The 25893-nt window shown below is 72.5% G+C and carries 28 protein-coding genes; 15 read left to right on the forward strand and 13 right to left on the reverse strand.

Annotation, left to right across the window (positions count from 1 at the left end; translation table 11 throughout):
• Nucleotides 1-24: 24 nt before the first annotated feature.
• Nucleotides 25-642, reverse strand: a complete 618-nt coding sequence (locus tag ACFVS8_RS19365; RefSeq protein ID WP_387066170.1) for an exonuclease domain-containing protein — start codon at nucleotides 640-642, stop codon at nucleotides 25-27.
• A 65-nt stretch (nucleotides 643-707) separates the two neighbouring features.
• Here ACFVS8_RS19365 and ACFVS8_RS19370 point away from each other — a divergent pair, with 65 nt between their 5' ends.
• The 3 genes from ACFVS8_RS19370 to ychF all read left to right on the forward strand — a co-directional run bounded on the left by ACFVS8_RS19370 (nucleotide 708) and on the right by ychF (nucleotide 3234).
• Nucleotides 708-1439: a class I SAM-dependent methyltransferase gene (locus ACFVS8_RS19370; RefSeq protein WP_387066172.1), complete on the forward strand. Its 732-nt coding sequence runs from the start codon at nucleotides 708-710 to the stop codon at nucleotides 1437-1439.
• 31 nt (nucleotides 1440-1470) lie between these two features.
• The gene (locus ACFVS8_RS19375) at nucleotides 1471-2082 is read left to right on the forward strand and encodes a dihydrofolate reductase family protein (RefSeq protein WP_387066174.1); all 612 of its coding nucleotides are present in this window, start codon (nucleotides 1471-1473) and stop codon (nucleotides 2080-2082) included.
• A 78-nt stretch (nucleotides 2083-2160) separates the two neighbouring features.
• On the forward strand, nucleotides 2161-3234 hold the full coding sequence (gene ychF, locus ACFVS8_RS19380; RefSeq protein WP_387066177.1) for a redox-regulated ATPase YchF: 1074 nt from the start codon (nucleotides 2161-2163) through the stop codon (nucleotides 3232-3234).
• Between the two features lie 294 nt (nucleotides 3235-3528).
• Here the strand turns inward: ychF and ACFVS8_RS19385 are convergent, their stop codons facing one another.
• The 4 genes from ACFVS8_RS19385 to ACFVS8_RS19400 form a co-directional block, all read right to left on the reverse strand.
• Nucleotides 3529-4143 carry a hypothetical protein gene (locus ACFVS8_RS19385; RefSeq protein ID WP_387066180.1) on the reverse strand — a complete coding sequence of 205 codons (615 nt, stop codon included), beginning with the start codon at nucleotides 4141-4143 and terminating at the stop codon, nucleotides 3529-3531.
• Nucleotides 4144-4298: 155 nt separating this feature from the next.
• The gene (locus ACFVS8_RS19390; RefSeq protein ID WP_387066182.1) at nucleotides 4299-4697 is read right to left on the reverse strand and encodes a hypothetical protein; all 399 of its coding nucleotides are present in this window, start codon (nucleotides 4695-4697) and stop codon (nucleotides 4299-4301) included.
• 239 nt (nucleotides 4698-4936) lie between these two features.
• Nucleotides 4937-5734 (reverse strand): patatin-like phospholipase family protein, encoded by a 798-nt coding sequence (locus tag ACFVS8_RS19395; RefSeq protein WP_387066184.1) that lies wholly within the window; start codon nucleotides 5732-5734, stop codon nucleotides 4937-4939.
• A gap of 110 nt (nucleotides 5735-5844) precedes the next feature.
• Entirely contained in the window at nucleotides 5845-6195 is a 351-nt protein-coding gene (locus ACFVS8_RS19400; protein WP_387066186.1) for a LysR family transcriptional regulator, read from the reverse strand.
• A gap of 120 nt (nucleotides 6196-6315) precedes the next feature.
• Between ACFVS8_RS19400 and ACFVS8_RS19405 the strand changes: the two genes are divergently transcribed.
• Together ACFVS8_RS19405 and ACFVS8_RS19410 are read left to right on the forward strand one after the other, a co-directional pair.
• Entirely contained in the window at nucleotides 6316-6915 is a 600-nt protein-coding gene (locus ACFVS8_RS19405; RefSeq protein ID WP_387066188.1) for an RNA polymerase sigma factor, read from the forward strand.
• An 82-nt stretch (nucleotides 6916-6997) separates the two neighbouring features.
• Nucleotides 6998-8464 (forward strand): hypothetical protein, encoded by a 1467-nt coding sequence (locus ACFVS8_RS19410; protein ID WP_387066190.1) that lies wholly within the window; start codon nucleotides 6998-7000, stop codon nucleotides 8462-8464.
• Nucleotides 8465-8471: 7 nt separating this feature from the next.
• Here the strand turns inward: ACFVS8_RS19410 and ACFVS8_RS19415 are convergent, their stop codons facing one another.
• Nucleotides 8472-9050: a 1-acyl-sn-glycerol-3-phosphate acyltransferase gene (locus tag ACFVS8_RS19415; RefSeq protein WP_387066193.1), complete on the reverse strand. Its 579-nt coding sequence runs from the start codon at nucleotides 9048-9050 to the stop codon at nucleotides 8472-8474.
• A 56-nt stretch (nucleotides 9051-9106) separates the two neighbouring features.
• Between ACFVS8_RS19415 and ACFVS8_RS19420 the strand changes: the two genes are divergently transcribed.
• The 4 genes from ACFVS8_RS19420 to ACFVS8_RS19435 all read left to right on the forward strand — a co-directional run bounded on the left by ACFVS8_RS19420 (nucleotide 9107) and on the right by ACFVS8_RS19435 (nucleotide 12618).
• Complete coding sequence (locus ACFVS8_RS19420; RefSeq protein ID WP_387066196.1) at nucleotides 9107-9421, forward strand: NIPSNAP family protein; 315 nt, start codon at nucleotides 9107-9109, stop codon at nucleotides 9419-9421.
• The gene (locus ACFVS8_RS19425) at nucleotides 9418-10221 is read left to right on the forward strand and encodes a GNAT family N-acetyltransferase (protein WP_387066199.1); all 804 of its coding nucleotides are present in this window, start codon (nucleotides 9418-9420) and stop codon (nucleotides 10219-10221) included. The genes ACFVS8_RS19420 and ACFVS8_RS19425 overlap by 4 nt, the downstream gene beginning before the upstream one ends.
• A gap of 38 nt (nucleotides 10222-10259) precedes the next feature.
• Nucleotides 10260-11966: an ABC-F family ATP-binding cassette domain-containing protein gene (locus tag ACFVS8_RS19430; RefSeq protein WP_387066202.1), complete on the forward strand. Its 1707-nt coding sequence runs from the start codon at nucleotides 10260-10262 to the stop codon at nucleotides 11964-11966.
• A 109-nt stretch (nucleotides 11967-12075) separates the two neighbouring features.
• Nucleotides 12076-12618: an RBBP9/YdeN family alpha/beta hydrolase gene (locus tag ACFVS8_RS19435; RefSeq protein ID WP_387066205.1), complete on the forward strand. Its 543-nt coding sequence runs from the start codon at nucleotides 12076-12078 to the stop codon at nucleotides 12616-12618.
• A 27-nt stretch (nucleotides 12619-12645) separates the two neighbouring features.
• Here ACFVS8_RS19435 and ACFVS8_RS19440 read toward each other — a convergent pair whose 3' ends face one another.
• Nucleotides 12646-13098 (reverse strand): hypothetical protein, encoded by a 453-nt coding sequence (locus tag ACFVS8_RS19440; protein WP_387066208.1) that lies wholly within the window; start codon nucleotides 13096-13098, stop codon nucleotides 12646-12648.
• A gap of 550 nt (nucleotides 13099-13648) precedes the next feature.
• Here ACFVS8_RS19440 and ACFVS8_RS19445 point away from each other — a divergent pair.
• On the forward strand, nucleotides 13649-14062 hold the full coding sequence (locus tag ACFVS8_RS19445) for a PPOX class F420-dependent oxidoreductase (RefSeq protein WP_387066211.1): 414 nt from the start codon (nucleotides 13649-13651) through the stop codon (nucleotides 14060-14062).
• Between the two features lie 64 nt (nucleotides 14063-14126).
• Here ACFVS8_RS19445 and ACFVS8_RS19450 read toward each other — a convergent pair whose 3' ends face one another.
• Nucleotides 14127-14879: a hypothetical protein gene (locus ACFVS8_RS19450; RefSeq protein ID WP_387066213.1), complete on the reverse strand. Its 753-nt coding sequence runs from the start codon at nucleotides 14877-14879 to the stop codon at nucleotides 14127-14129.
• A 111-nt stretch (nucleotides 14880-14990) separates the two neighbouring features.
• On the opposite strand from ACFVS8_RS19450, the gene ACFVS8_RS19455 reads away from it, so the two are divergent.
• Nucleotides 14991-15887 (forward strand): DNA-formamidopyrimidine glycosylase family protein, encoded by an 897-nt coding sequence (locus tag ACFVS8_RS19455; RefSeq protein WP_387066216.1) that lies wholly within the window; start codon nucleotides 14991-14993, stop codon nucleotides 15885-15887.
• A gap of 112 nt (nucleotides 15888-15999) precedes the next feature.
• Here ACFVS8_RS19455 and ACFVS8_RS19460 read toward each other — a convergent pair whose 3' ends face one another.
• Nucleotides 16000-16221, reverse strand: a complete 222-nt coding sequence (locus ACFVS8_RS19460; protein ID WP_387066219.1) for a hypothetical protein — start codon at nucleotides 16219-16221, stop codon at nucleotides 16000-16002.
• Between the two features lie 152 nt (nucleotides 16222-16373).
• On the reverse strand, nucleotides 16374-16739 hold the full coding sequence (locus ACFVS8_RS19465; protein ID WP_387066221.1) for a DUF4180 domain-containing protein: 366 nt from the start codon (nucleotides 16737-16739) through the stop codon (nucleotides 16374-16376).
• A gap of 151 nt (nucleotides 16740-16890) precedes the next feature.
• On the opposite strand from ACFVS8_RS19465, the gene ACFVS8_RS19470 reads away from it, so the two are divergent.
• Nucleotides 16891-17772 carry an Fpg/Nei family DNA glycosylase gene (locus ACFVS8_RS19470; RefSeq protein ID WP_387066224.1) on the forward strand — a complete coding sequence of 294 codons (882 nt, stop codon included), beginning with the start codon at nucleotides 16891-16893 and terminating at the stop codon, nucleotides 17770-17772.
• Between the two features lie 109 nt (nucleotides 17773-17881).
• The gene (locus tag ACFVS8_RS19475) at nucleotides 17882-18469 is read left to right on the forward strand and encodes a GNAT family N-acetyltransferase (protein ID WP_387066227.1); all 588 of its coding nucleotides are present in this window, start codon (nucleotides 17882-17884) and stop codon (nucleotides 18467-18469) included.
• Between the two features lie 113 nt (nucleotides 18470-18582).
• Here the strand turns inward: ACFVS8_RS19475 and ACFVS8_RS19480 are convergent, their stop codons facing one another.
• Nucleotides 18583-19794, reverse strand: coding sequence for a phosphotransferase (locus ACFVS8_RS19480; protein ID WP_387066230.1), 1212 nt, complete (start codon nucleotides 19792-19794; stop codon nucleotides 18583-18585).
• Between the two features lie 9 nt (nucleotides 19795-19803).
• Nucleotides 19804-21885 carry an anthranilate synthase family protein gene (locus ACFVS8_RS19485; RefSeq protein ID WP_387066232.1) on the reverse strand — a complete coding sequence of 694 codons (2082 nt, stop codon included), beginning with the start codon at nucleotides 21883-21885 and terminating at the stop codon, nucleotides 19804-19806.
• 257 nt (nucleotides 21886-22142) lie between these two features.
• Here ACFVS8_RS19485 and ACFVS8_RS19490 point away from each other — a divergent pair, with 257 nt between their 5' ends.
• Nucleotides 22143-22991, forward strand: coding sequence for a putative protein N(5)-glutamine methyltransferase (locus ACFVS8_RS19490; protein WP_387066234.1), 849 nt, complete (start codon nucleotides 22143-22145; stop codon nucleotides 22989-22991).
• Nucleotides 22992-23041: 50 nt separating this feature from the next.
• Here ACFVS8_RS19490 and ACFVS8_RS19495 read toward each other — a convergent pair whose 3' ends face one another.
• Nucleotides 23042-23692, reverse strand: coding sequence for a phosphoribosyltransferase (locus tag ACFVS8_RS19495; RefSeq protein WP_387066237.1), 651 nt, complete (start codon nucleotides 23690-23692; stop codon nucleotides 23042-23044).
• 216 nt (nucleotides 23693-23908) lie between these two features.
• On the opposite strand from ACFVS8_RS19495, the gene ACFVS8_RS19500 reads away from it, so the two are divergent.
• Nucleotides 23909-25744: a VWA domain-containing protein gene (locus tag ACFVS8_RS19500; protein ID WP_387066240.1), complete on the forward strand. Its 1836-nt coding sequence runs from the start codon at nucleotides 23909-23911 to the stop codon at nucleotides 25742-25744.
• The last annotated feature ends 149 nt before the right edge of the window (nucleotides 25745-25893 follow it).

Consider the following 25893-nt stretch of genomic DNA (forward strand, 5'->3'; position numbering starts at 1 on the left):
CCGGCGAGGCCCGAGGAGGCGCCGCTACTGCAGCGCCATCGGCCCGTGCGACGCGGCCCGTGCGGCGGTCGCGGCCCGCCCGATCGCGCCGAACGGCACGCGCGTCACGTGCGCGAGCCGGTCGAGGTCGTCGACGTCGTGCCTCGCGGCGGCGTGCACCATGATCGCCGCGCACGCCTCGGCGTCGGCCAGCGCGTCGTGGTGGGAGAAGTCCTCGAAGCCCGCCGCCATCGCGGCGACCGGCAACCGGTAGGACTCGAGGTGGTAGGTCTTGCGCGCGACCTGCAGGCTGCAGAGCGAGCGGTGGTCGGGCACGTCGAGCCCGACGGCCTCGGTGGTCGCGGCGATGACGCGCATGTCGAATCCGGCGTTGTGCGCGACCAGCACGTCGGCGCCCGCGAAGTCGCGGAAGACCGGCAGCAGCTCGGCCCAGCCCGCGGCATCCGACACCATGTCGCGCGTGATGCCGTGCACGCGTACGTTCCACTCCGAGAACTCGTCGTGGGGGAACGGCGGGCGGATGTAGCGGTGCAGGCGGTCGACGACCGCGCCGCCGCGCACCTTCACCAATCCGATGGAGCAGGCCGAGGCGCTCGACGGGTTGGCGGTCTCGAAGTCGATCGCGGTGAAGTCCACTGGCACGAGGGCATCGTGCCATGGCCCGCCGACGGTTGACGGATGCCTCGCCGCGGGCGTGGAATGGGCGCATGACCGACGACCCTGCGCGCAGCTTCGGGCTCGCGGCAACCGTCTACCGGGCGTCCAGGCCCGGGTACCCTGCGGAGGCGGTCGCCTGGCTCGTGGGCGATGCCGTGCATGTGCTCGACCTCGGAGCCGGCACCGGCAAGCTCACCGAGGCGCTCGTCTCGCTCGACCGCGACGTGACCGCGGTCGATCCGGTCGAGGAGATGCTCGACGAACTGGAGCTCGCGGTGCCGGGCGTCCCGCGCATCCTCGGCACGGCCGAGGACATCCCGATCGACGACGACTCGGTCGACGCGGTCGTGGCCGGCCAGGCCTGGCACTGGTTCGAGCCGCACCGCGCGATCCCCGAGATCGCGCGCGTGCTCCGGCCGGGCGGCGTGCTCGGGCTCGTCTGGAACAGCCGCGACCTGAGCGCCGACTGGCTGCGCGAGGCCGGCGGGATCATGCACGATCGGCACGACGCGAGCGAGACGTTCGAGTCGTACGTGCGCGTCGGCCCGCCCTTCGGCCCGATCGAGGAGCACACGGTCGCGTGGGTCGAGCGCATGTCGCGCGAGCGGTTCCTCGACCTCGTGCGCTCGCGCTCGTACTACCTCATGGCCTCGCCCGACGAGCAGGCCGCGACGATCGCCGCACTCGAGCACCTGCTCGACACGCATCCGGATGTCGCCGGCGCCGCCGAGCTCGAGGTGCCGTACCTGACGCGCTGCTTCCGCGCGCGCCTGGCCGGCTGAGCACGTCGGCGGCCACCGCTACGGTGGCGCCATGGCCGCACTGACCGTCTGCAACTTCGCCACCGTCGACGGGCGCTACGAAGACGACGAGCACGACATCGCCTCGTTCTTCGAGCACCAGCACCCCGAATACCGCGGCGCCGACAGCTTCGACCACCACACGACCGGGCTGCTGCGCGAGGCCGGCACGCTCCTGCTGAGCGGTCGGCGGTCGGCGCTCGGCAACCTCGGCTACTGGGCGGGCGTGCGCCACGACCCCGATGCCACGGCGATCCGCCGGGATTTCGCCGAGCGATTCGAGTCGATCGACAAGGTGGTCGTCTCCGACACGATCGACGAGGCCGATCTCGCGCCGTACCCGAACTGCCGCATCGTGCGCGTGGCCGACTCCGTCGACGAGGTGCGCCGCCTCAAGTCGGGCGACGGCCCCGGCATCCTCGTGCTGCTCGGCCGGGTGCTCTGGAACCACCTCATGCGGGCCGGGCTCGTCGACGAGCTCCAGATCGTCACGTTCCCGCTCATCGGCGGCGGGGGAGTACCGCTGTTCGACTCGAGACCGCCGGTCGCGCTGAAGCTCGTCGGCACGCACGTGTGGGAGGAGTCGGGCAACGTGCTCATGCGGTGGCGCGTCGACCCCGACTGACGTGCAGCCGGCGCGGGGCGGCCGCCCGCGGCATCCGCCGTTCGTCCGTCGCGGAACCCCCAAGTACACTGGATGCCCGTGGCTCTCACTATCGGCATCGTCGGCCTGCCCAACGTCGGCAAGTCCACCCTCTTCAACGCCCTCACCAAGAACCAGGTGCTCGCGGCGAACTACCCGTTCGCGACGATCGAGCCCAACGTGGGCGTCGTGAACCTGCCCGACCAGCGCCTCGAGGTGCTCGCCGGCATCTTCGGCTCCGAGCGCATCCTCCCCGCCGCCGTGTCGTTCGTCGACATCGCGGGCATCGTGCGCGGCGCGAGCGAGGGCGAGGGCCTCGGCAACAAGTTCCTCGCGAACATCCGCGAGGCCGACGCCATCGCGCAGGTCGTGCGCGGGTTCGACGACGGCGACGTGGTGCACGTCGACGGCAAGGTCGACCCGAAGGCCGACATGGAGACCATCAACACCGAGCTGATCCTCGCCGACCTCGAGACGCTCGAGCGCGCCATCCCGCGCTACGAGAAGGAGATCAAGGGCAAGAAGCTCGACCCGTCGGTGCTCGAGGCCGCGAAGGCCGCGCAGGACGTGCTGCAGAAGGGCACGCCCCTGTCGGCGGCATCCGTCGACCTCACGCCCATCAAGGAGCTCGGCCTGCTCACGGCCAAGCCCTTCATCTACGTCTTCAACGTCGACGAGGCGGTGCTGACGGATGCCGCGGCCAAGGCGTCGCTCGCCGAGCTCGTCGCCCCGGCCGAGGCCGTGTTCCTCGACGCCAAGATCGAATCCGAGCTCATCGACCTCGACCCCGAAGACGCCGCCGAGCTGCTCGCGTCGACGGGCCAGGAGGAGTCGGGACTCGACCAGCTCGCCCGCATCGGCTTCGACACCCTCGGCCTGCAGACCTACCTCACCGCCGGCCCGAAGGAGTCGCGCGCGTGGACGATCCGCAAGGGCGACAAGGCCCCGCAGGCCGCCGGCGTGATCCACACCGACTTCGAGCGCGGCTTCATCAAGGCCGAGGTCATCTCGTTCGAGGACCTGGTCGAGACCGGCTCGGTCGCCGAGGCGCGCGCCAAGGGCAAGGCCCGCATGGAGGGCAAGGACTACGTCATGCAGGACGGCGACGTGGTGGAGTTCCGCTTCAATGTGTAGCCGACACGGACTCGTTGGGAGGGAGCGCCATGCGCGGTCAGCAGCGCGACGGCTGCGATCGTCGGCGTCGTGCGGCTCGTCGTCGGAATCGTCGACTGGTTCCTCATCGTCGGAGGTTCGGCCATGACCGTCGTCTCGGTGCCGCTGGCGCTGTACATCTGGGTCGATCGAGATCGTCCATGACGGGTGTACTCGCGCGTGCGCAACTCAGGACGAGCGGCCCACACGCCGAGCGCCGACGGAAGACACGCAGGGCGGGCTCCCGTTCGTCCTGAGTTGCCCACGCGGGCGCCGTCAGATTCCGGTGCCGTCCGTGCCCGTGCCCGTGCCCGTGCCGGCCGGGCCGGTGCGGTCGTCGCGACGGTGCTCGGCGCTGCGTGCTCCGGTGGCACCGGCGTGCGCTGCGGCATCCGGTGCCTCGACGTCGGATGCCTCGGTGCGGGCGGTGTCTGCATCGTGCTCGTCGAGCAAGGCCGTCGTGCGACGATCGGCCGCGACCGGAGCATCGCGACGGTCGGTCGGCGTCGAAACGTCGGGATCGAGGTCGGCCGCGTGCCGGGCGTGCTGGTCGGCCTGCTCACGCAGGTCCGCTGCGCGGTCTGCTCGCTCGGCGCCCTCGCGCTCGAGGCGATCGGCCTCGAGCCGTGCCCGCTCCGCGGTGGCCTCCGCCTGCGCGGCGCTCGACTGGGCGGCCAGGCGGTCGGCTTCGGCCTGCGAGGCGGCGGCCGCCTGCTCGCGCGCATCGCGTTCTGTCGACTCGGCCTTGGCTCGCAGCTCGGCCGAACGACGACGGTCGGCTTCGATCTTGTGCTGTGCCCGCCGTCGCGACGAGGCCATGACCGCGATGATCACGATGACGGCGACCACGACGACCGCGACGATGATCCAGATCCAGATGCTCGTGTCCATGATGAGACCAGCCTTTCTCGGGTTGGGCCAAGTCAACTGGCAGTGCTGGGCCCGGCCAAGGGGGTTGTGGCGCTCCCGGATCTCTGACATGCAGGGGTCTCGGGTGCGGCGCCCATGGGCCTCGCGGCACCGAGCACGTCGCTCGACCGGCCGCCTCAGGTCTGCAGGTCGCCGAGCTTCGCGAGCGGCACGATGCCGCTTGCGGCGGCTGCGAGGCGCTCGTCGAACGTGATGAGCGCGTCGGCCTGCAGCGAGGCGACGGCGAGGTACTCCGCGAGCGGGGTGTCGTGCCAGTCGAGGCGGGCGGCGAGCTTCCAGGCGACGGAGCGGGAGACGCGGTCGCCGAGCAGCCGGATCTTGAGCTCGGCGAGGCGTTCGAGCTGGTCGCGTCCGCTCCGTTCGTCGAGCCGACCCTCGCGCACGTCGCGGTAGAGCAGCGACAGCACGTGGGATCGCAGCACCGACGGCGCCACGAGCTGGTGGGCCGGGCTCACCTCGATGCCATCGCGGATGATCAGCAGCGCGGCATCCGCGTCGATCGCGTATCGCGTCATGCGCCCATGGTGGCACCCTGCGGCTGGCGGCGGGAGGCGCAACTCCGGAATCGACGCGGTGCATGCCGCGTGTCGTGGCGCGACACACCGGTGGAGGACGCCGCGATCCGGAGTTCCGCCGATGGCCGGGCGGGCAGGTGGGCCGGGGGCCAGGTGGGCCGGGCGCCAGGTGGGAAGGCGGTCAGGTGGGCCGGGCGCCAGGTGGGCCGGGGGTCAGGTGGGGAGGGGGCGGCCCGGCGTCAGCCGAGCGCGGCCGCGGGCGCGGCGGACGACAGTGCGTCGAGCGCGGCGGCGTCGAGCGCTTCGGCCGCGGCACGCCGCCCCTCGGCGATGAGGCGAGGGACGTCGACCATGCTCCACTGCGCCATGCGCTCCATCTCGGGCTGGATCAGCACGACCGAGGGGTCGTCGACGAGGTCGGCGGTGCGGTTGACGGTGCGCATCATGCGCACGTTCTCGAACTTCGCGTGCAGGCGCACCACGATGACGCGCGTCGCGCCGAGTTCGCGGGCCGCGTCGACCGGCACGTTGTCGATCATGCCGCCGTCGGCGAACCACGAGCCGTCGCGCTTGACGGGAGGGAGGATTCCGGGAACGGCGACGGTCGATCGCAGTGCAACGCTGAGCGGCCCGCGGTCGATGGTCACGGCGCGTCGGGCGCGCAGGTCGGTTGCGACGGCGCCGAAGCCGCGGGGGAGTTCCTCGATGAGGGGGTCGAAGCCGAGCACGCGGTGGATGCCGTCGCCGATGGCGTTCGTGTCGAGGAGGCCGAGGCGTGGGGCGAACGACCAGCGGGCGATGTCGCGCCAGCGGAACGCATGGGCGGCGCGCTCGATCTGCTCGGCGTCGAACCCGGCCGCGTAGGCCGCCGCGACGATCGCTCCGGAGCTCGTGCCCACGGCGAGACCCGGGCGGATGCCGCGTGCCTCGAGTTCGAGCAGCACGCCGACGTGCGCGGCTCCGAACGCGGCGCCGCCGCTCAGCGAGAGTCCGAGGCTGCGGTCGTCGTTCGAGGTGGCCGCGCCGGGGGTCTGCATGCCCGAACGGTATCGCGCGCGGATTCGGTCTCTCTGGGGGAGCGCGGAGAGAACGCTGGGAGCAGGCGGGCGGTCGTCGGTGCGGTCCGACCGGACGGCGGATGCCGCGGCTAGCGACCCTGGCGCTTCTTGTACGGCTTGGGCTGGCCCTTCACGATGGGCGCGCGGCCCTTGCCCTTCGATGCCTTGGCCTTGCCGCCCGCGGGTGCGGTCGCCTTCGGCGCCGCTGTCGGGGCCTCGGCGATGCGTCGCTGCGCCTCGTCGAGCAGCAGCGCGCCGGCCTCGGTCAGGCCCCACCCCGATTTCGCCCTGGTGAAGATCGGCTGGCCGACCTCCTCTTCGAGCGCGTCGATGCTCGAGTAGAGCGCGGCGAGCGGGATGCCCGTCGCGTCGGCCGCGCGCGGGACGTGCAGGTCGGCGTCGACGATGGCGACGAAGCGCTGCAGGTGCGCGAGCTTCACGTGGGGCCTTTCGATCGAAGGGGTGCCGCGTCACGCGCCCCCGCTCCCACCAGACTATGCGGAACCGCGGGTCATCGGCGTGCCGTGCAAGATCCGAGGGCCTCGCGACACAATCTGTTCGTGACGACCGCCAGCACCGATGCCGACGCCGCCGAGACGACCCGGGAGGCCGTGATGCCCGATGCCGCGCAGCCTGCGCCGCCGGTGCCGCCCGACCCTGCTGGGCGCGGCGAAGATCTCGACTGGTTCACCGGCGTCGCGCGCGAGCATTCCACGGCGCTCGTGAAGTACTTCGCCCGCCGCGGCCCCCGGCAGGACGCCGAAGACCTGGCTGCCGAGGTGTTCGCGACCGCCTGGCGTCGCCGTGACGACGTGCCGCGCGAGGCCGTGCTGCCGTGGCTCTACCGCACGGCGGGGTTCACGCTCGCGAACCACCGCCGCAAGCACGTCGACCTGCCCGTCGACGAGGTGCCGGAGGCCGGTTCCGTGCGCGTCGCCGACGACCCCGAGCTGAGCCTGCTCTTCGATGCCGAGCTGCGGGGCGCGCTCGAGAGCGTGGGTGAGCGCGATCGCCGCATCCTGCTCCTCCATGCGTGGGAGGGTCTCGACGGCGAAGAGCTCGCCACGGTGCTCGGCATCTCGCGATCCGGTGCGGATGCCGCGCTGTCGCGAGCCCGCAAGCGGCTGCGGGAGGCGTGGGGCGAGCGCCTGTCGTTCTGAGTGAAATGCAAGGTTCGGTCCGCGGCCGACACATGCATGAGTGAACCGGCGCACGCCGCCGCAACGCCCAGGAGTGATCCGCATGAACGACGACCGAGACCGCGAGTCCGAGCTCGACCCCGAGGCGCGGCTGCACGCCGCCGACCCGGCCGCAGGGGTCGAACCCCGAGCCGGCTTCGTCGACGAGGTGGTCGCAGCCGCGGCATCCGGTCTGCGAACGGAGACGACGGAGACGCCGGAGACGGCGGCGGCCATCGAGGCGGCGGATGCCGGTGCGCCCGCGCCCGTGGCCGACCTCGACGCCGTGCGCGCGAAGCGCCGCGGGCGCTGGGTGCTGCCCGCGGCGGTCGCGGCGTCGCTCGTCGTGTTCGGCGGTGCGGGGTATGCGCTCGGCGCGGCGGGGGACACGACGAACCTCGCGGGCAGCGCTGCTCCGCCGATCTCGCTGCAGGGAGCCCAGGGCGCCGCGGACGGCTCGTCCGCGGGCGGTGCGACCCCCGAGCTGAACGCGGCCGCGACGGACGCAATGGGTGCTGCCGGGTCGGCGAAGATGTCGGCCGATTCGATGATGTACCCCTACGGATCCGGTCGGAACGTGTTCAGCGCCTCGGGTCTTTCGACCGAGGCCGGCAGCGCCGCCGGGTACGGCTACGACCCGCGGTCGGCGTCGAACGTCGAGACGGTCTCGGCGCTCGCCGACGCGCTCGGCGTCGAGGGCAAGCCCGAGGTGAAGGACGGCTCGTGGGTCGTCGGCCCGCAAGACGGCAGCGCCGCGAGCCTCACGGTGGGACTCGACGGCATCCTGAGCTTCTCGTTCTACGACCCGAGCCTCGATCCGTGGTCGTGCCCGGCGGGCAAGGGCGACGGATCGAGCAGCGGCGGCGGTGCCGACTCCGTCGCCCCGCAGGACGAGCCGAGCATCGAACCGGGCATCGTCGAACCCTGCGAGCCGACCGGATCCGCCCCGGGCGAGCAGGCCGCGATCGACGCCATGCGCGCGGTCATCACGGGTGCCGGCCGCGACGCCGACGCGTTCGAGTACTCGACCGAGACCTGGGAGGGCTCGGTCACGCGCACGGCGCAGGCGTACCCCGTCGTCGACGGTCAGCGCCTCGACCAGTCGTGGACGGTCGAGGTCACCGAGGAGGGCCTGCTGAGCGCCTACGGCGCGCTCGCCGCGATCGTGCCGCTCGGTGACTACGGGATCGTGAGCGAGCAGGAGGCGTTCGAACGCCTCTCGGACCCGCGGTTCGGCGCGCAGATGACGGCGCTGCCGATCGCCTACCGCGAGGGCGACGTCGCCGCGACGGCGACCGAGTGGGTGCCGCCGACCGAGCCGCCGGCGGCGCCGACATCCGGCACCGTGGTCTCGTGGCCCGTGAACGACGTCGAGATCGTGAGCGCGCGCCTCGGGCTCGCGAGCCAGTGGCAGCCCGACGGCAGCGTGCTCGTCGTGCCGGCCTACGAGCTGACGGATGCCGGTGGCGGCACGTGGTCGGTCATCGCGGTCGCCGACTCGATGCTCGACTTCTCGAGCACGACCGAGTGACCGGAGGTCAGACGCCCTCCGAGCTCTCGTCGCGCAGGCGGGGCTCTGCCCGGAACTCCGGGCGGAGCCCCGCCTTGTCGGCGTAGAACGCGCGGATCGCGTCCATGTCGGCGGCGACGTCGCCCGTGAGCTCCATGGTCGGGCCGAGGCCGGTGGTCATGGTGGTGCGATCGACGTAACCGAGCGTGACCGGCATGCCGGCCTCGCGAGCGATCCGGTAGAACCCCGACTTCCAGTACCCGCGGTTGTTCCGCGTGCCGTCGGGCGTCACGACGAGGCCGAACACCTCGCCGTCGCGGATGCGGTCGACGACCTCGCCGACGACACGGCTGGGGTCGTCGCGGTCGACCGGGATGCCGCCGAGGCCGCGCATGATCGGTCCGCGCCAGCCCGCGAAGAGGCTCTTCTTGCCGAGCCAGCGGAAGTCGATGCCGAGTCGCCAGGCGATGCCCAGCATGAGCACGAAGTCCCAGTTCGAGGTGTGGGGCGCACCGATCAGGACGGTGGGGCGGTCGGGAGCCGGCTCGCTGGTGAACTGCCACCGGCTGCAGGCCCAGTACACGCGCGAGGCGAGTCGTCGGAGCATCCGGCAAACGTATGCGATGGCATATGACCTTCGCGGCATGTGGATAGGGTTCGACCATGAGCAACCCCGTCACCGTGCACCTGCGCTACGAGATCGATGCCGACCGGATCGCGGAGTTCCGCGACTACGGGCAGCGCTGGATCCGTCTCGTGAACCGCCTCGGCGGCACCCACCACGGCTACTTCCTGCCGAGCGAGGGCGACAGCGACGAGGCGTTCGCGCTCTTCACGTTCCCGTCGCTGGCGGAGTACGAGCAGTACCGCATCGCGGCCGCGACCGACCCCGAGTGCGTCGAGGCGTACCGGTTCGCCGTCGAGACGAAGTGCATCCGCCGGTACGAACGGCGCTTCCTGGCGCCGGTATTCGCATGACGGCCGATGTGGGCGAGCGCGCGCGTCTGCTCCGGGCCTACGACGAGCAGCTGCGCACGGATGCCGAGACGCCGAGTGCGATCGCGGTCGAACGCCTCGGACCGCTTCGGCTCGTGACCTTCGCCGGCGGCCGCGGGTTCGTCACCTACCGCGATCTCGGCGGCGCGGATGCCGCGAGCGTCGCGGACCTCGTCGCCGGTGCGGTGGCGCATTACCGGGCGATGCCCGAGATCTCGAGATTCGAGTGGAAGACGCGCGGTCACGATGCCGCGCCGGGCCTGCACGAGGCGCTCGTCGCCAACGGGCTGCAGGCCGACGAACCCGAGTCGATCATGATCGGCGAGGCCGCAGCGCTCATCGCCGAGGTGCGGCTGCCCGACGGCGTGAGGGTGCGACGAGTCGTCGACGAGCCCGACGTGCGCGCGATGAGCGCCATGCAGGACGCGGCGTTCGGCGACCCCGTCTCGGAGCACATGGCCGACGCCATCCTGCGCCGGCTCGCACTCGATGACGGCATGGAGCTGTGGGTCGCCGAGACCGCCGACGGCGAGATCGTGAGCGCCGGGCGGCTCGAGCCGGTCGCGGACACCGACTTCGCCGGAATCTGGGGCGGTGCCACGCTCGAACCCTGGCGGGGCAAGGGCATCTACCGCGCGCTGACCGCGGCCCGCGCCCGGTCGGCGCTCGAGCGCGGCAAGACGCTGATCCACAGCGACTCGACCGAGTTCTCGCGCCCCATCCTCGAGCGCTCGGGCCTCGTGAAGGTCTCCACGACGAGGCCGTACCTCTGGAAGCGGTGAGCATCGGCCTCCCAGCCCGCGCTGGCTAGGGTTGTCCGGTGACTGCAACCCTCGTGGCCCAGGGCCTCGCCGGCGGATACGCCCACCGCACGCTGTTCGACGACCTCGACCTCACGGTCGCGCCAGGCGACGTCATCGGCGTCGTCGGGGCCAACGGCGCCGGAAAGTCGACGCTGCTCGGCATCCTCGGCGGTGCGATCGCACCCATCGCGGGCGCCGTGTCGCTGGCACCGTCCGACGCCTTCGTCGGCTGGCTGCCGCAGGAGCACGAGCGCGTCGAGGGCGAGACGGTCGCGCAGTACGTCGCACGTCGCACGGGGTGCGCCGAGGCATCCGCTCGAATGGATGCCGCGGCCGAACTGCTCGCCCTGCCCGAACCGCCCGCGGGGGTCGACCCCGGCGAGGAGTACTCGGTGGCCCTCGAGCGCTGGCTCGCCTCCGGGGCTGCGGACCTCGACGAGCGGCTGCCCGCCGTGCTCGCCGAGCTGGGGCTCGCGACGCCGACTGCAGTCGACGGCACCGACAGCACCGACAGCACCGACGGGGCGCACGCGATCACGCCCGACTCGCCCATGACGGGGCTCTCGGGCGGGCAGGCCGCACGCGTCGGCCTCGCCGCGCTCATCTGCTCGCGCTTCGACATCGTGCTGCTCGACGAACCCACGAACGACCTCGACCTCGACGGCCTGGCCCGACTCGAGTCGTTCGTGGCCGGCCTGCGCGGCGGCGTGGTGCTCGTGAGCCACGATCGCGAGTTCCTCGCGCGCACCGTCACCAAGGTGCTGGAGCTCGACCTCGCGCAGCACTCCAACCGGCTCTACGGCGGCGGGTACGACGCCTACCTCGACGAGCGCGAGACCGTGCGCCGGCACGCGCGCGAGGACTACGAGGAGTTCGCGTCGAAGAAGGCCGATCTCGTGGCCCGAGCGCGCGTGCAGCGCGAGTGGTCGAGCCAGGGCGTTCGCAACGCCATGAAGAAGTCGCCCGACAACGACAAGATCCGCCGCAAGGCCGCGACCGAGTCCAGCGAGAAGCAGGCGCAGAAGGTGCGGCAGATGGAGAGCCGCATCGCGCGCCTCGACGAGGTCGAGGAGCCGCGCAAGGAGTGGAAGCTCGAGTTCACGATCGGCCAGGCACCCAGGTCGTCGGCCGTGGTCGCGACGCTCGACGCGGCATCCGTCACCCGGGGCGGCTTCACGCTCGGACCGGTGTCGCTGCAGGTGTCGGGCGGCGACCGCATCGGCATCACGGGCCCGAACGGCGCGGGCAAGTCGACGCTGCTCGGACTGCTGCTCGGCCGCATCGCACCCGACGAGGGCCGTGCGAGCCTCGGCTCCTCGGTCGCGATCGGCGAGATCGACCAGGCACGCTCGCTCTTCGTCGGCGACCGGCCGCTCGCCGACGCATTCGAGGCGTTGGTGCCCGAGCTGGCCTCCGGCGAGGTGCGCACGCTGCTCGCGAAGTTCGGGCTCAAGGCCGACCACGTGCTGCGACCCGTCGACGAGCTCTCGCCGGGCGAGCGCACGCGAGCGGGCATGGCCCTGCTCCAGGCGCGCGGCGTCAACGTGCTCGTGCTCGACGAGCCCACGAACCACCTCGACCTGCCCGCGATCGAGCAGCTCGAGCAGGCGCTCGACGGGTACGAGGGCACCCTCCTGCTCGTCACCCACGACCGCCGCATGCTCGAGCACGTGAACCTCGACCGCCGCTGGCATGTCGAGGGCGGACGCGTCAGCGAGAGCTGAGCGCCCGACGGGCCTGTAGGGGAGCCCTCGGCCCGCAACGGCAGGAAATCTGCGGACACCGGCAGTCACACGAGGTGCCGCCGCGCGCGCGATCGGGCAGCATACCGGCATGACCCACCTCATCGTGCCCGGCATCGGCGGCTCCGGACCCGCGCACTGGCAGACGCTCTGGCAGCAGGATCTCGGAGATGCCGTGCGGATCGCACCCTCCTCGTGGGACGAGCCGCGGCTCGACGACTGGCTCGCCGCACTCGACCGGGCGAGCGGCGAGGCCGGACCCGATGCGGTCGTCGTCGCACACAGCATGGGATGCCTCGTGGCCGCGGAGTGGCTCTCGCGCACTCCCGACCGGGCGACGGCCGTGCTGCTCGTCGCCCCGCCCGACCCCGACGGTGCCGCCTACCCAGCCGAGGCCCTCGAGTTCGCCCGGATCGGGCGGCATCCGCTCGGCCTGCCCGCGCTCGTGGTGGCCAGCGACGACGACCCGTACGGCAGCCGCGCCTACGCCGCCGGGTTCGCCGAGGCGGTCAGTGCCGGGTTCGTCTCGGTCGGCCCGCTCGGCCACATCAACGCCGCGAGCGGCCTCGGCGAGTGGGCCGAGGGGCGCGAACTGCTCGACGATCTCGTGGCCGTCGCCCGGCGAGCCGCCTGAGGTCGTGTCCTTTCGCGCTGCTCGCGTTCACGGGATCCGATACTGCAAGCAGGTGACTTCCTCCACCCAGGCGTGGGCGTACGCGTGGTCGTCGTTCCCGAACACCACCGGCGTCGGTTCGTTGCCCACAACGTGTTCGATCTGCTGGGTCGATCCGGCTGTGCTCGACTGCCGGTTCGGTTCGTCGCTGAACGCGATGAGCACGTGCAGTCGCTCGCAATCTGATTCCGTGAACAGTGCTGCTTGCCAGCAGCGCTGCCAAGCAGCTTCGCAGAGGTCGTCGTATCGACCGTCGGAGTAGTACTCGAGGGCGGCCGGGAAGCCGTACCGGGTGGAGTCGGACTCGTACCGCGTGACCGTCGGGCGCTCGTACGTCTGCCGCGTCTCGTCGACCGCCGCGATGACGAGCCGCCCTGCGCCGACGGCAGCGAGCGAGATCAGGGCGAGCACGGCGAGCGATCCGGCGATGATCGTCGTCACGACCGGCCAGCGCAACCTGCGGCGTCGACCGGATGGTTCGGCCGTCTCCTCCGGAGAAGGCGCCGCAACGGGTACGTTCGTCGGAGACTGCCCGGTCGGCCGGGACGGGATGGATTCGATCGGATCGGACGAAGGCACCACCGGTGCGCCCGGCCAGGCCGACACCGCACCCGGGGCACGTTCCGCCGCATCGATCGCAGTGAGCAGCGCGGCTCGAGCCGCCTGCAGCGTCTCGGTCCAGGCCACGGCCCGTCGGCGCTGCTCGGGATCCGCATACCGCGACGGATCGTGAGTCGCGGACTCGCCTGTGAAGGCACGCTCGATCAGGTCGGCGGTGAGCGGGGCGTCAGGGAAGATGCGCAGCACCTGCCGCGCCGTGTTCGGGTGCACAGCGCGAGCGTAGCGGTTGGGCCACGCACGCGATGCGGCCGGGCACGCAGACTGCGAGATCTCGAGATCGAGCGACGACGGCCGGGCCGGCGCGCCACGCCGGACCGGCGTTCAACTCGCTCGCGTGGGTCGGCACGAGAATCTGGGGGAAGATCTTCGGATGACCTCCAACACCGGCACCGAGCTCGACGCGTTCCTCGAGCTCGGTGACTCGCCCTACATCCGCCTCACGACCTTCCGCCGCACCGGCGAGGCCGTGCACACCCCCGTCTGGGTCGTGCGCGACGGCGAACGCCTGCTCGTCACGACCGTCGCGGCGTCGGGCAAGGTCAAGCGCATCGCCCATACCGCACGGGTGCAGCTCGTCGCATCCGACGTCCGGGGCGGGCTCGATGCCGGCGCGACCTTCTTCGACGCCGACGCGTCGATCGACGACAGCACCGAGGTGCGCACGGTGCTCGACGACGCACTCACCGCGAAGTACGGCGACCGGTATCGCGAGATCCGCACGGCACGGGAGGCGCGCGACCCCGAGTCGCGCTCGACCGCGCTCGTGATCTCGTTCGGGAGCTGATCGGGTCGGGCCCTGCGACTGCTGAGATCCTGCTCCGCGCGACCTGATCGCGCGTACGGCGTGATCAGGCCGTCGCGCTCTGCTCGCAGGTCACGTCGGTGATCCACCCGTACGTGTACTCGTCTTCGCCGTACACCAGCGGCACGCGTTCGAACGCTTCTGCGGCGCCGACGAAGCTGACCCTGGTCTCGTCCGGGTAGTCGCTCAGCTCGTCGTTGCTGAGCCCGATCTCGACCTTCAGGTCGGCGCACGCCCGCTCGGGGATCACGTCGAGCTCCCAGCATCCGCGCTCGTAGATGTCGGAGCAGAGGTCGTCGTAGCGGCCGTCGGCGTAGACCTCGAGCGCGGACGGGAAGGTGAACCCCGTTTCGCGCGCGGTCATCCGGTCGGACCAGGACGTGTCCTCGAAGGCATCCGACCTGGGATCGACATCGGATGCCGCGAGCTCCGAGCCGGCACGATCGAGCACCATGACGAGGGCGACGGCTCCACCCGCCCACGTCGCGACCGTCAGCATGCACGCCAGCACGATCCCGATGATCGCACCCGCGCCGAGCCGGGTGCGGATCCGCGGGGCGGGCGCAGCGGCGGCGGCGAAGAACCCGTCAAGAGACGGGGGCGCCTGCTCGGCGGCGATCTCGGCGAGCAGCGCGGCTCGCGCCGCCTGCAGGTCGTCGCCGTGGTTCGCGGACTCCGGCTCGGCGGGCGTGGCATGCGTTCGCCCCGACTCGCCTGCGAAGGCGCGTTCGACGAGGTCGGCGGTGAGCGGGGCGTCGGGGAAGATGCGCAGCACCTGGCGTGCGGTGTTCGGGTCCACAGCGAGAGCGTAGCGGTCACGGGCGACCTTGGACCGATGCTTCTCGGGAGACGCGTGCCGCGCTGCGCCCGACCCCTGTCGGACGTCGGCGGCCTGTGCGAGGCTGGCCGCATGCCCGAGTCGCCTGAGGTGCAGGTCCTGGCCGAAGAACTCGACGCCCGCTTGGACGGGCGCACGCTCGTCGATGTCGACGTGGTCGAGTTCCGCATCACGAAGACGCGCGGCAGGCCGCCCGAGTCGCTCATCGGCTCGGTCGTCCGCAGCGTCGCACGGCACGGCAAGCTGCTCGACCTCGCCTTCGGTGAAGCGGGCCACCTGGTGGTCTCGCTCGGTCGTCACGGGTGGGCCCGGTGGGCTGGGCCGCAGCAGACGGCTGACTCCTCGGAGGCCGCAGCCGACCCGTCGGCGACGGTGCAGGCGCCAGACGACCCGACGGCGACGCCCGTCACGCTCGCGACGCTCGTGTTCGACGACGGTGCGGCGCTCGACCTCACCGACGCCGGATCGTGGGTCTCGCTCGGCTGCTGGGTCGTCGACGATCCGTTCGAAGTGCCGGCGGTCGCCAAGCTCGGGCCCGACCCCGCGGTCGAGGGATTCAGCCGGGCCGACTTCGACGCCGCCCTCGTCGGGCGTCGCAAGCAGGTCAAGGCCGTGCTGCAGGAGCAGGAGTCGCTCGCGGGCATCGGCAACGCCTACTCCGACGAGATCCTGCATCGCGCACGCGTCTCGCCGGTCGGGCATGCCGCGGCGCTCGGCGGAGACGCGCTCGATCGGTTGTTCGATGCGACAGTCGGCGTGATCGGCGCCGCCGTCTCAGAACGGCGGGGCGTGCCGATCGCCGGGCTGAAGGCGGCGAAGGTCGCGGCGATGCGGGCGCACGGCCGGGCGGGGGAGGCGTGCCCGGTCTGCGGCGACACGATCGCCGACTTCTCGTTCGCAAGCACGACCGCGCAGTACTGCCCGACCTGTCAGACCGACGGCGAGCACCTGCCGCTCAAGGAGGCGTGAGGCCGCGGTGCCGCGGTCGTGTGCATCGCACGCGGCGGCCGGCGCCCGACCGTACGGTGCCCACGACCGTGAGGCATCTTGCGACGTGCGGCGCCTGCGACGTGCGGTGCCCTCAGGCCGACATCGGCGCGGGCCGCGACGAGGCGTAGACCCGGCTGAGCGACTCGGGGGCCGCGGTGAACCGGCCGGCGTGACCCTCGGAGGTGAGGTACTGCACGCGGATGCCCCGGCCGACACGGGTCACCTTCGTGACCTCGTAGACATGGCCGGCGACGTTCACGAGGGTGTCGCCCACCTCGAGGTGGCGGGCCTGCCGCAGCTCGATCGTCTTCATAGTGAGAGGTTCTCACTACCCACCGACATTTGAACAGTTGTTCGGGCTCGAGCCCTGCGGCATCCGCTCGAACGGTCGCGGATGGCGACGTTCACGTCGATGGAATCGCCATTCGAGACCGTTCGTCGGTGGGAGGACCCGCGCCGCTGCGATCAGCTGGCGGCGTCGAGGCGCTGCGAGAGCTCGGCCGCATCGCGCACGAACCACACCTGGTCGCCGCGGTTCGACTCCCAGACGTAGTCGCGGAGGGCCCGGCTCGCCTCGGTGTGCTCGCTCACGTCGCCGACGATCGCGAGGCGCAGGCGATAGTTCACGAGCTTCTGCGTGAACGCCCCGGCGAGACCCGTGCTGAGGTCGAAGAACGCCGGGTCGAGGCGCTCGACGGGCACGGCGGCGGTCTTCGCCTCGTGCGACCACGTGCTGCCGATGAGGTCGATCGCGTCGTCTTCGGTCGAGATCGGCTCGCCTTCGACGGGAAGGGTGAAGACGCGGATGTCGCTGCGCTGCTCGTTCGGCATGACTCGACCCTAATCGCGGCGGCGCCCCGAGGGAACGGCGCCGAACGACGAACCCGCCACGCGGCATGCGTCCCGAGCCGGCTCGGGCGCGGCGATCCCGTCGCCGCCGGATCGCTGGCCCGCGTCGCACGTCGGTGGCAGCATGGGGACCGTGCCCGAACTGCCAGAGGTCGAAGCGCTCACCGTGTTCCTCCGCGAGCGCGCGGTCGGCCATGCGGTCGCCTCGGCCGCGATCACGGCCATCTCGGCGCTCAAGACCTACGATCCGCCGCTCTCGGCGCTTGCGGGCGGCACCATCACGGCGGTCGACCGCCACGGCAAGTTCATCGACCTGACCGTCGGAGGTTCCGGCGATCGCACCGAGCCGGTGCACCTCGTCTTCCATCTCGCGAGGGCCGGATGGCTGCGGTGGTTCGACGAGGTGCCGAAGACCGTGCTGAAACCCGGCAAGGGGCCCATCGCGCTGCGCGTGCGGCTCGACGACGGTGCAGGGTTCGACCTCACCGAGGCGGGCACCAAGAAGTCCCTCGCCGTCTCGGTCGTGCGCGATCCGGCCGAGGTTCCGGGTGTCGCGCGGTTGGGTCCCGACCCGACCGCTCCCGACTTCACGCTCGACGACTTCCGGGCCGTGCTCGACGGCCGTCGCACCCAGATCAAGGGGGTGCTGCGCGATCAGTCGGTGTTCGCGGGCATCGGCAACGCCTACTCCGACGAGATCCTGCACGCGGCCCGGATGTCGCCGTACGCGCTCGCGGCGAAGCTCACGCCCGAGCAGGTCGAGACCCTCTTCGCCGCGCTCCGCGACACGCTCGCCGAGGCGGTGGCCGTGGCATCCGGTCGTCCGCCGGCCGACCTCAAAGACGCGAAGCGACGCGGCATGCAGGTGCACGGCCGCACCGGCCAGGCCTGCCCCGTGTGCGGCGACACCGTGCGCGAGGTGCGCTTCGCCGACTCGACGTTCCAGTACTGCCCGACCTGCCAGACCGGCGGCAAACCACTGGCCGACCGGGTGCTCTCGCGTCTGCTGAAGTGACCTCGCTGGGGCCGTCAGGGGGCAGCCCGGCGCGATCGGCACAGGCGGCACGCGGCCCCGACGCGCGGGCGATCGCCGATGTCGGATGCTGCTGCCACACTGAACGGCGATGACCGACGAACTGCACACCGACCGCCTGCTGCTCACCCCGCTGACCCTCGACCACGTCGACGACTACTTCCGCGTCTACGGCGACCTCCGCACCTGGGAGCACCTGCCCGGTGGCGTGCACACGAGCCGCGGCGAGTCGGCCCGGGCGATCGAACGATCCATGGCGAGTCGTCGCGAGTTCGGCTTCGGGCACTGCGCTGTGGTGCTCCGGGAGCCCGTCGGCGACCTCCCGCCGGGCTCGTTCATCGGGTCGGCCGGGGCGGCGATGCTCGCGTTCGGTGCGTGGAACCTGGGCTACCGGTTCGCGCCGGAGGCCTGGGGCCACGGGCTCGCCGGCGAAGCGGCGCGCGTGTGCCTCGACGCGGCGCGCGACACCAGGCCCGAGGCACCGGTGACGGCTCGCGTGCTCGCGAACAACCCGGCCTCGATCCGGGTGCTCGAGCGTCTCGACCTCGACCTCGTGTGGCAGGGAGCCTCGAGCGTCGCGCCGGCCTCGCCAGACGACACGACGCACCTCGAGCGCCTCGTCTTCGCCGATCGCCCGCTCGACGACGCGACGCGCGACGCCGTGATCGCGCTCGGCTGAGCCCGACCCGGCCGAGCCCGGTCCGACTGAATCCGGCCGTCTGAACCCGCCTCGACGGATCGGGCCCGGCCGCGCCGGGTGCACCGCGCGACGCGTCCGATCGCCGCAGTGCGTCAGCCCGCGAGCGAGGCCGCCTGCGTGAGCCACGGCACGGGGTCGTCACGGTGGTAGACGCGTTCGTCGGGCTCGATCCGCTCCAGGAACCCCTGGTAGATGATCGACTGCCGAAGTGCGGCGACCGGCTCGAGCAGTCGGAGCGCCTCGGCGGCATCGGCTCCGGTCTCCGACCAGCGGCGCATCCAATGCGCTCGCGCGGCGGTCGCGTCGGCTGCGGGCAGGCGCTGGGTGAACGCCGCCACGTCGAGCAGCGGGTGTCCGACGCCCGAGTCGCCCCAGTCGAGCACGGTCAGGTCGAGTCCGGCGCCCCGCACGTTTCCCGAGTGGAAGTCGCCGTGCACGAGCGTGTCGGGCAGGCCGCACGCGTCGAGACGCCCGGCCCGGTCGTCGAGTCCCGCGATCAGCGACTCCACCGTCGCTCGGGTCTCGTGCGGGAGGCGATCCGCCCAGATCTCGAGGGCGTGCGCGCCGAGCCCGGCGAGTGCCGGCAGGCGCCAGTCCGGCAGGCCCATGGCGAGCAGGCGGTCGAGGTCATCGGCGCAGTCGCGCTGCATCGCGACGAGCAGGTCGATCATCGTGGTGCGCTGCTCGGGGGTCGCGTCGTAGAGGTCCTCGCCGGGAATCTCGGCGAGCAGCACCGTGTCGTCGCGACGCGCGAGCACCCGCGGGACGGCGTGCCGCGACATCCGCTCGACGAGGGCTCCCTCATGCGCGAAGAACGGCGGCACCTGCTTCAGCCAGACCGATCCTGCGTCGGTGGGCAGCATCCACAGGCTCGAGAGGTTCCACGAGCGCACCTGCTCGGCCGGTGCGATGCGCGAGACGCCCTGTTCGGCGAGGGTCGCGTCGGCCCAGCGCAGGGTCGCCGCCGGCCCGCCCGGCTCGGCCCACGGCATGCGAAGCGCATGGGGCGCCGTCGCCGTCGCCGCATCGGCGTCGACGGGGGCGAGCGGCGCCGTCGCGCCCGGGTGCGCCGCGACCTCCGCGAGGTACCTGACGTGCACGGCATCCGATGCGGGCCGCGCCTCGACGTCGCGCAGGCGCAGCACCGTGACGTCGAGGCCGAGCTGGTCTCGTGCGGCCGTCACGACCGGGTGCACGAACTGCGTCCAGGGCTCGTCGGCCCGGAACGACGGCGTCGTGCCCAGCAGTTCGCCCGTGGGCAGGCACAGTTCGAGCTCCACGTCGCGTGCCTGCCCGTCGCCCATGCCCGAAGGCTAGGGCACGAGCGCCGCCGGGGCGAGCACGCCGTCGACGAGCCGCTCGAGCAGCGCGAGGCCGTCGGGCGAGGTCACCGACTCGAGGTGGCCCTGCACGGAGGCCACGCCGCGGCCGCGCAGCGCATGCACGACGTTCGTCGAGGCATCCGAGGCGACCTCGAGGCCGAGCTCGGGCGTCGTCGAACCGTCGGGGGCGAGGGCCGAGAACGTGTTGTAGAACCCGATCGCGGCGCGCTCGCCGAAGACGTCGACCGGCAGCTGCACGCCCTGGCGGGGCTCGGCGAGCGGCGCGAGCGGCAGCCCGGCGAGGTCGGCGAGCACCTGATGGCTGAGGCACACCGCGAGCAGCGGCCGCTCGGCCTCGAGCCGGGCTGCGATGAGCTCGCGCATGCGCGCGATGCGCGGGTCGCTCGCGTCGCGCGGGTCGCCTGGGCCGGGGCCGAACACGACGAGGTCCTCGGATGCCGCGTCGGGCGCCTCGTGCCACGGCACGAGCCGCACGTCGAGCCCCAGGTGGCGCAGCTGGTGCGCGAGCATCGTCGTGAAGTCGTCGTTCGCATCGATGACGAGCGCGGAGAGGCCGCGCGGCTCGTGCGCCTGCTGCGGTGCCCGCCAGAACGCCGCGAGGTGGTCGTTGCGCGACGCGAGCAGGTCGGCGTGCGGGTCGGCGACGGCAGCGCCCGGCCCGGGAGTGCCGCTCACGGCCGCCCCGCTCACGGCCGCCCCGCTCATCGCGACCCCCGTCGTCGCAGCCCCGGTCGTGGCAGCGTCGGCCGTCGTCGCGCCGGTCGTCGAGGGGCGCGCCGCGACCTCCGCCCGGGGGATGGCGCCGAGCGCGGTCAGCATGCCGGCCGCCTTCGCCCGGGTCTCGGCGACCTCGCCGACCGGGTCGGAGTGGCGCACGAGCGTCGCGCCCACGGGGATGCTCACGCGCCCGTCGCGCACGTAGGCCGTGCGGATGAGGATCGGGGCGTCGACGTCGTACCCGGTGGCCGTCGGGGTGAAGCGCGCGAAGACACCGGCGTAGTAGCCCCGCGCGGTCGGTTCGTGGCGCGCGATGACCGAGCAGGCGTTGCCCATGGGCGACCCCGTGACGGTCGGGGCGAACATCGTGCGGCGCAGCACCTCGCGGGGGTCGAGGTCGGAGTGCCCCTCGAGCAGGTACTCGGTGTGGGTGAGGCGCGACATCCGCTTCAGGAAGGGGCCGCGGATGCGCCCGCCCTCGGGGCACACCGCGCTCATCATCTTGAGCTCCTCGTCGACCACCATGACGAGTTCCTCGCGCTCCTTGACGTCGTGCAGGAACGCGAGCAGCCGCTCGTCGAGCGAGTCGACGGCGGCGTCGGCCTCGGTCAGCACGTCGTGCCGGAACGTGCCGCTGATCGGGTTCATCGACACCAGGCCGTCGATCGACGACACGTGCCGCTCGGGGGTCGCCCCCACGGCCGCGAGCCCCGGCGTGTGCACCGCGAAGGTCCAGTACGCACCCCGCTCGTGCTCGAGCAGCGCGCGGAGCCAGCCGAGCACGGCGACGGCCGGTGCCTCGTCGGTGTCGCCGACGAACTCGCGCCGGATCACGAAGTTCGCGCCCTCGCCGCGCCCGATCTCCTCGTCGATCACGCGGCGCACGATGGCGGCGTAGGCCTCGTCGCTCACGTCGACGTCGAGGTCGACGGCGATCGGATGCCGCGGCAGCGCCTCGATCGCCTCCGCCACGGGCAGCGAGACGCGTTCGCGAACCACGAGGCAGCGGATCGGCGCCCCGTCGTCGTGCGCCGCGAACCCGCGCTCGCGCACCTGGCGGAACGGCACGAGCGCCAGCACCTCCGGGCGATCGGGCGAACCGTGGAGCGGTGTCTCGGCGGGCGGGATCTCGCCGAGCGGGATCTCGCCCAGCAGGTCGACGTCGACGACGTCGCCCACGAGCACGTCGAGCACCGGCTCGTGCTCGTGACGGATCACGGCGAACGACGGGGCGTCGGCGCCCGCGGCGAGGAGGGAGGCGAGCAGGTCGGTCGGGCGCGTCGCGTCGGTCGGGAGCGGGGCGCCGTGCGGGGCGTTCGCGTGCGGTGCGTTCATGAGGTCTCCGGAGGTCTTCAGGCCCTCGGGCCGGAACCTTCCGCAGAAACACGAAACGACCGCCCTCGGGCGGTCGTCGTACGTCGAAACGTGTGATCCGCCTAGGAGGCGGGCCACCAGCTGCGGGTCGACGTGGTCATGCCGATGATCGTAGGGCATCCTCGGCCGGCTCGCATCCCCGGCCGTCACACGGGAGTGCACCCGACCGGCCAGGGGAGTGCGTCCCGCCCCGGTCGTGCCGGGCTAGCATGCGGGTGATGGACGCCGAACCCGATGCCGACCTCGTCGCGCGCCTGCGCGCCGCGGGCTGCGTGTTCGCCGAAGACGAGGCGGCGCTGCTCGAGGGCGCGGTGCTCGAACGGTTCGGCGACGGCGCCCTCGCCCGATCGCCGGAGGCCGCGGTCGAGCTCGAGCGGCTCGTCGCGCGGCGGGTGGCCGGCGACCCGCTCGAGCAGCTGCTCGGCTGGGCGGAGTTCGGCGGCATCCGCGTGCTGCTCGAGCCCGGCGTGTTCGTGCCGCGACGGCGAACCGAACTGCTCGCCGAGACGGCCGCGGGGTTCGCGTCGGCCGTCGCGAGTGCCGGTCAGCCGGCGGTCGTCGTCGACCTCTGCTGCGGCGCCGGTGCGATCGGTGCCGTGATCGCGGATGCCGCGGGGCCGGTCGACCTCGTCGCGGCCGACCTCGACCCGGCGGCTGTCCGAGCCGCTCGACGCAACCTCGAACCCCGCGGCGCGCGCGTCGTCGAGGGCGACCTCTACGCGCCGCTGCCCCGGGACCTCCGCGGCCGGGTCGACGTGCTCGCGGTGAACGCGCCCTACGTTCCGACCGACGAGATCGCGATGATGCCGCCCGAGGCGCGCGACCACGAGGCGCTCATCGCGCTCGACGGCGGAGGCGACGGCCTCGACGTGCATCGACGCGTCGCGGCGTCCGCCCTCGACTGGCTCGCGCCCGGCGGCCGGCTCCTCATCGAGACCAGCCGCCGTCAGGCCGCCGCCACCCGCGCCCTCGTCGAGTCCGCGGGCCTCACGGCCGAGGTGCGGCACGACGACGAGCGCGGGGGCACCGTGGTCGTCGGCCTCCGCGGGCCGTCGCCGGCAGCCTGAGTCGCCGGCGCCCTGAGTCACCGGCAGCCCGATCGGTCGGCGGACCGCCGTCACCGGTGCGCGGCGAGCAGCGCCTGCACCTCGGCATCCGTCGTCTGTGTGAAGTCGAGGTAGGACTGCCCGACCGCCATGAAGCCGGCCGGCGTCGCGAGGCACACGAGTTCGTCGATCGCGGGCCACCCGACCAGGTCGACCGCCGCGTCGGGCGCGGCCACTGGCACCGCGAGCACGACGGATGCCGCGCCGAGCGCCCGTGCCACGAGGCTCGCCGCCTTCGCGGTCGCCCCGGTCGCCACCCCGTCGTCGACGAGCAGCGCGGTGCGGTCGGTCAGGTCGACCGCGGGCGCCCCGCCGCGGAAGCGTCGGACCCGCGCCTCGAGCTCGGAGCGCTCGCGCCGCTCGACCCCCGCGAGGCTCCGATCGTCGACGAGTTCGAAGCGCAGCACCTGCTCGTTCACGACGCGGACGCCCTGCTCGCCGATCGCCCCCATCGCGACCTCCTCGTGGCGCGGCAGCCCGAGCTTGCGCACCACGAGCACGTCGAGCGGCAGGCTGAGCACCTCGGCGATCGGGGCCGCGACGGGAACGCCGCCGCGGGGCAGCCCGAGCACCACCGTGTCGGGCCAGCTGCCGCGCTCGGCGAGCAGGTGCGCGAGCCGACGCCCCGCGTCACGCCGATCGTCGAACACCCGCTGCGTCATCACCGCCCCTCCGCCCTGCCTACCGTCGGCGGCGCGGGGCGTCAAGGTCCGTCGCCTCCTCGCGACGATCACTGTCGTCGTCGCACAGGGAACCCGAGTTTTTTTCGCCTCGGAGCGTGCGTAACCTACACTGTACGAAATCCTTCCCCCTACCCGGGGGGAACCCGAACCGAAGGATGCGACGGCGCCCGTGCCGCCGTCGAGCTTGGAGTGTCCGTGGGGCGTCACAGCGTCACTGCGCCGACGAAGAAGTCGAGACGCGGTCTCTACCTGTCCGTGATCGCCGCAGTCGCCGTCGTCGGTGTCGTCGCGTCGGGGGTCTACCTCTGGATCGGCGGGCACTTCGACCCCGATCAGGCGGCAGCCGGTTCCGAGTGCGAGAGCGCCGAACAGCTGCACATCGTCGCCGACACGACGATCGCGTCGGTGCTGACCGCGATCGCCTCCGACTTCGACGCCGCCAACGAAGGGTGCGTCACGACGGAGATCACCGCGCAGGAGTCCGCAGACACCTCGGCCGTGCTCGCCTCGGGCGGGCTCGACGCCGACGCCTGGGTGCCGCAGTCGGCGGTCTGGGTCGATCGCGCCGCCGCGACCGCTGCCTCGCTCGGCCGTGCGACGCCCAACTCCTACGTCGGCGACACCCTCGCCGCGTCGCCCGTCGTGTTCGCGACGACCGCGTCCGACGCCGCCGAGGTCGCGGCCGAGCCGCTCACCTGGACCAGGGTGCTCGACGGAACGCTGCCGGCGATCCTGCCCGACCCCGAGGCGTCGGCCGCGAGCCTCTCGAGCCTCGTCGGCCTCGGCGCCCACGCACCGGCCGAAGACCCGAGACCGCTCGCGGGGGCCATGATCGCGCTCAGCAAGTCGATTCCCGCGTCGACGAGCGCCGCGTTCGGCGCCCTCTCGTCGGCCGCGACGCCGAGCGTCGTGCTCACGAGCGAAGCCCAGGTCGCCGAGTACAACTCCGACGGTCCGACCGAGACGCTCACCGCCGGGTACCCGACCGACGGCACGCTCATGCTCGACTACCCGCTCGTGTTCGTGGGCGACGCCGCCGACGAGGCTGCCGCGCTGGCCGACGGGGCCGACGAGGGCGACCCGGCGGAGACCCCCACGACCGAGACGCCGGCGCCCGACGCGGCCGGTGACGCATCCGTCGGTGCCGTGCAGACCGTGTCGTACACGGCCGAGGGCTCCGAGGAGACCCCGGCGACCGAGGCGCCCTCCGATCGCGCGCGCATGCTCGCCGCGTTCGAGAAGGCGGCGGCCTCCGCGACCGAGCGGCTGAGCGCCGCCGGGTTCCGTACGGCCGACGGCACCGGCGAGATCGACACGCTCGGCATCGCACCCGAGGGTCCAGCAGCCCAGGTCGTGCCCGTCGACTCGGCGACGGCGCTCACGCTGCTGCGCACGTGGGGCGTGCTCTCGCTCCGTGCCCGCTACCTCTCGGTGATCGATGTTTCGGGCTCCATGGAGGAGCCTGCCGAGAACGGCCTGCGGCGCATCGACATCTTCCAGCAGGCCGCGATGAACGCCGTCTCGAAGTTCTCGGGCGAGGTCGACCTCGGCGTGTGGGCGTTCTCGACCCTGCGCAACGGCGACCTCGACTACGAGGAGCTCGCCCCGATCGCTCCGCTCGGCGACGCCGCGCACACCCAGCAGATCGCGGGCATCATCCAGTCGCTGCCCGATCGGCTTGGCGGCGCGACCGGACTCTACGACACCGTGCTCGCCGCGGTGAACCGCGTGCGCGAGGGCTACGACCCCGAGAAGGTCAACGCGGTGCTGCTCATCACCGACGGCAAGAACGAAGACGAGAACGGCATCGATCTCGACACCCTCCTCGCCGAACTGCAGAAGGCCGACGACGGCACGAAGCCGGTGCCGGTCATCATGATCGGGTTCGGCCCCGACACCGATCTCGCCGCCATGCAGAAGATCGCCGAGGTCACGAAGGGCGGCGCCTACTCGGCGTCGAAGCCCGAAGATCTGGGCACCGTGCTCGTCGACGCGATCTCGCAGCGCAGCTGCCGGCCGAACTGCGAGTGACCCAGGACTGAGCGACCGGCACCTGGCCGGACGAACGGATCGGGCCCGCCCGGCGCACGTGCGGCGGGGGGGGCCCCGGCCGGGTGGGGGGGGCGCGCGCAGGGGGCGGCCGACACCCCCCCAGTGGGGGGGCGGGGGGGGCCCCAACG

Source organism: Agromyces sp. NPDC058110 (assembly GCF_042884735.1).
GTDB lineage: Bacteria > Actinomycetota > Actinomycetes > Actinomycetales > Microbacteriaceae > Agromyces.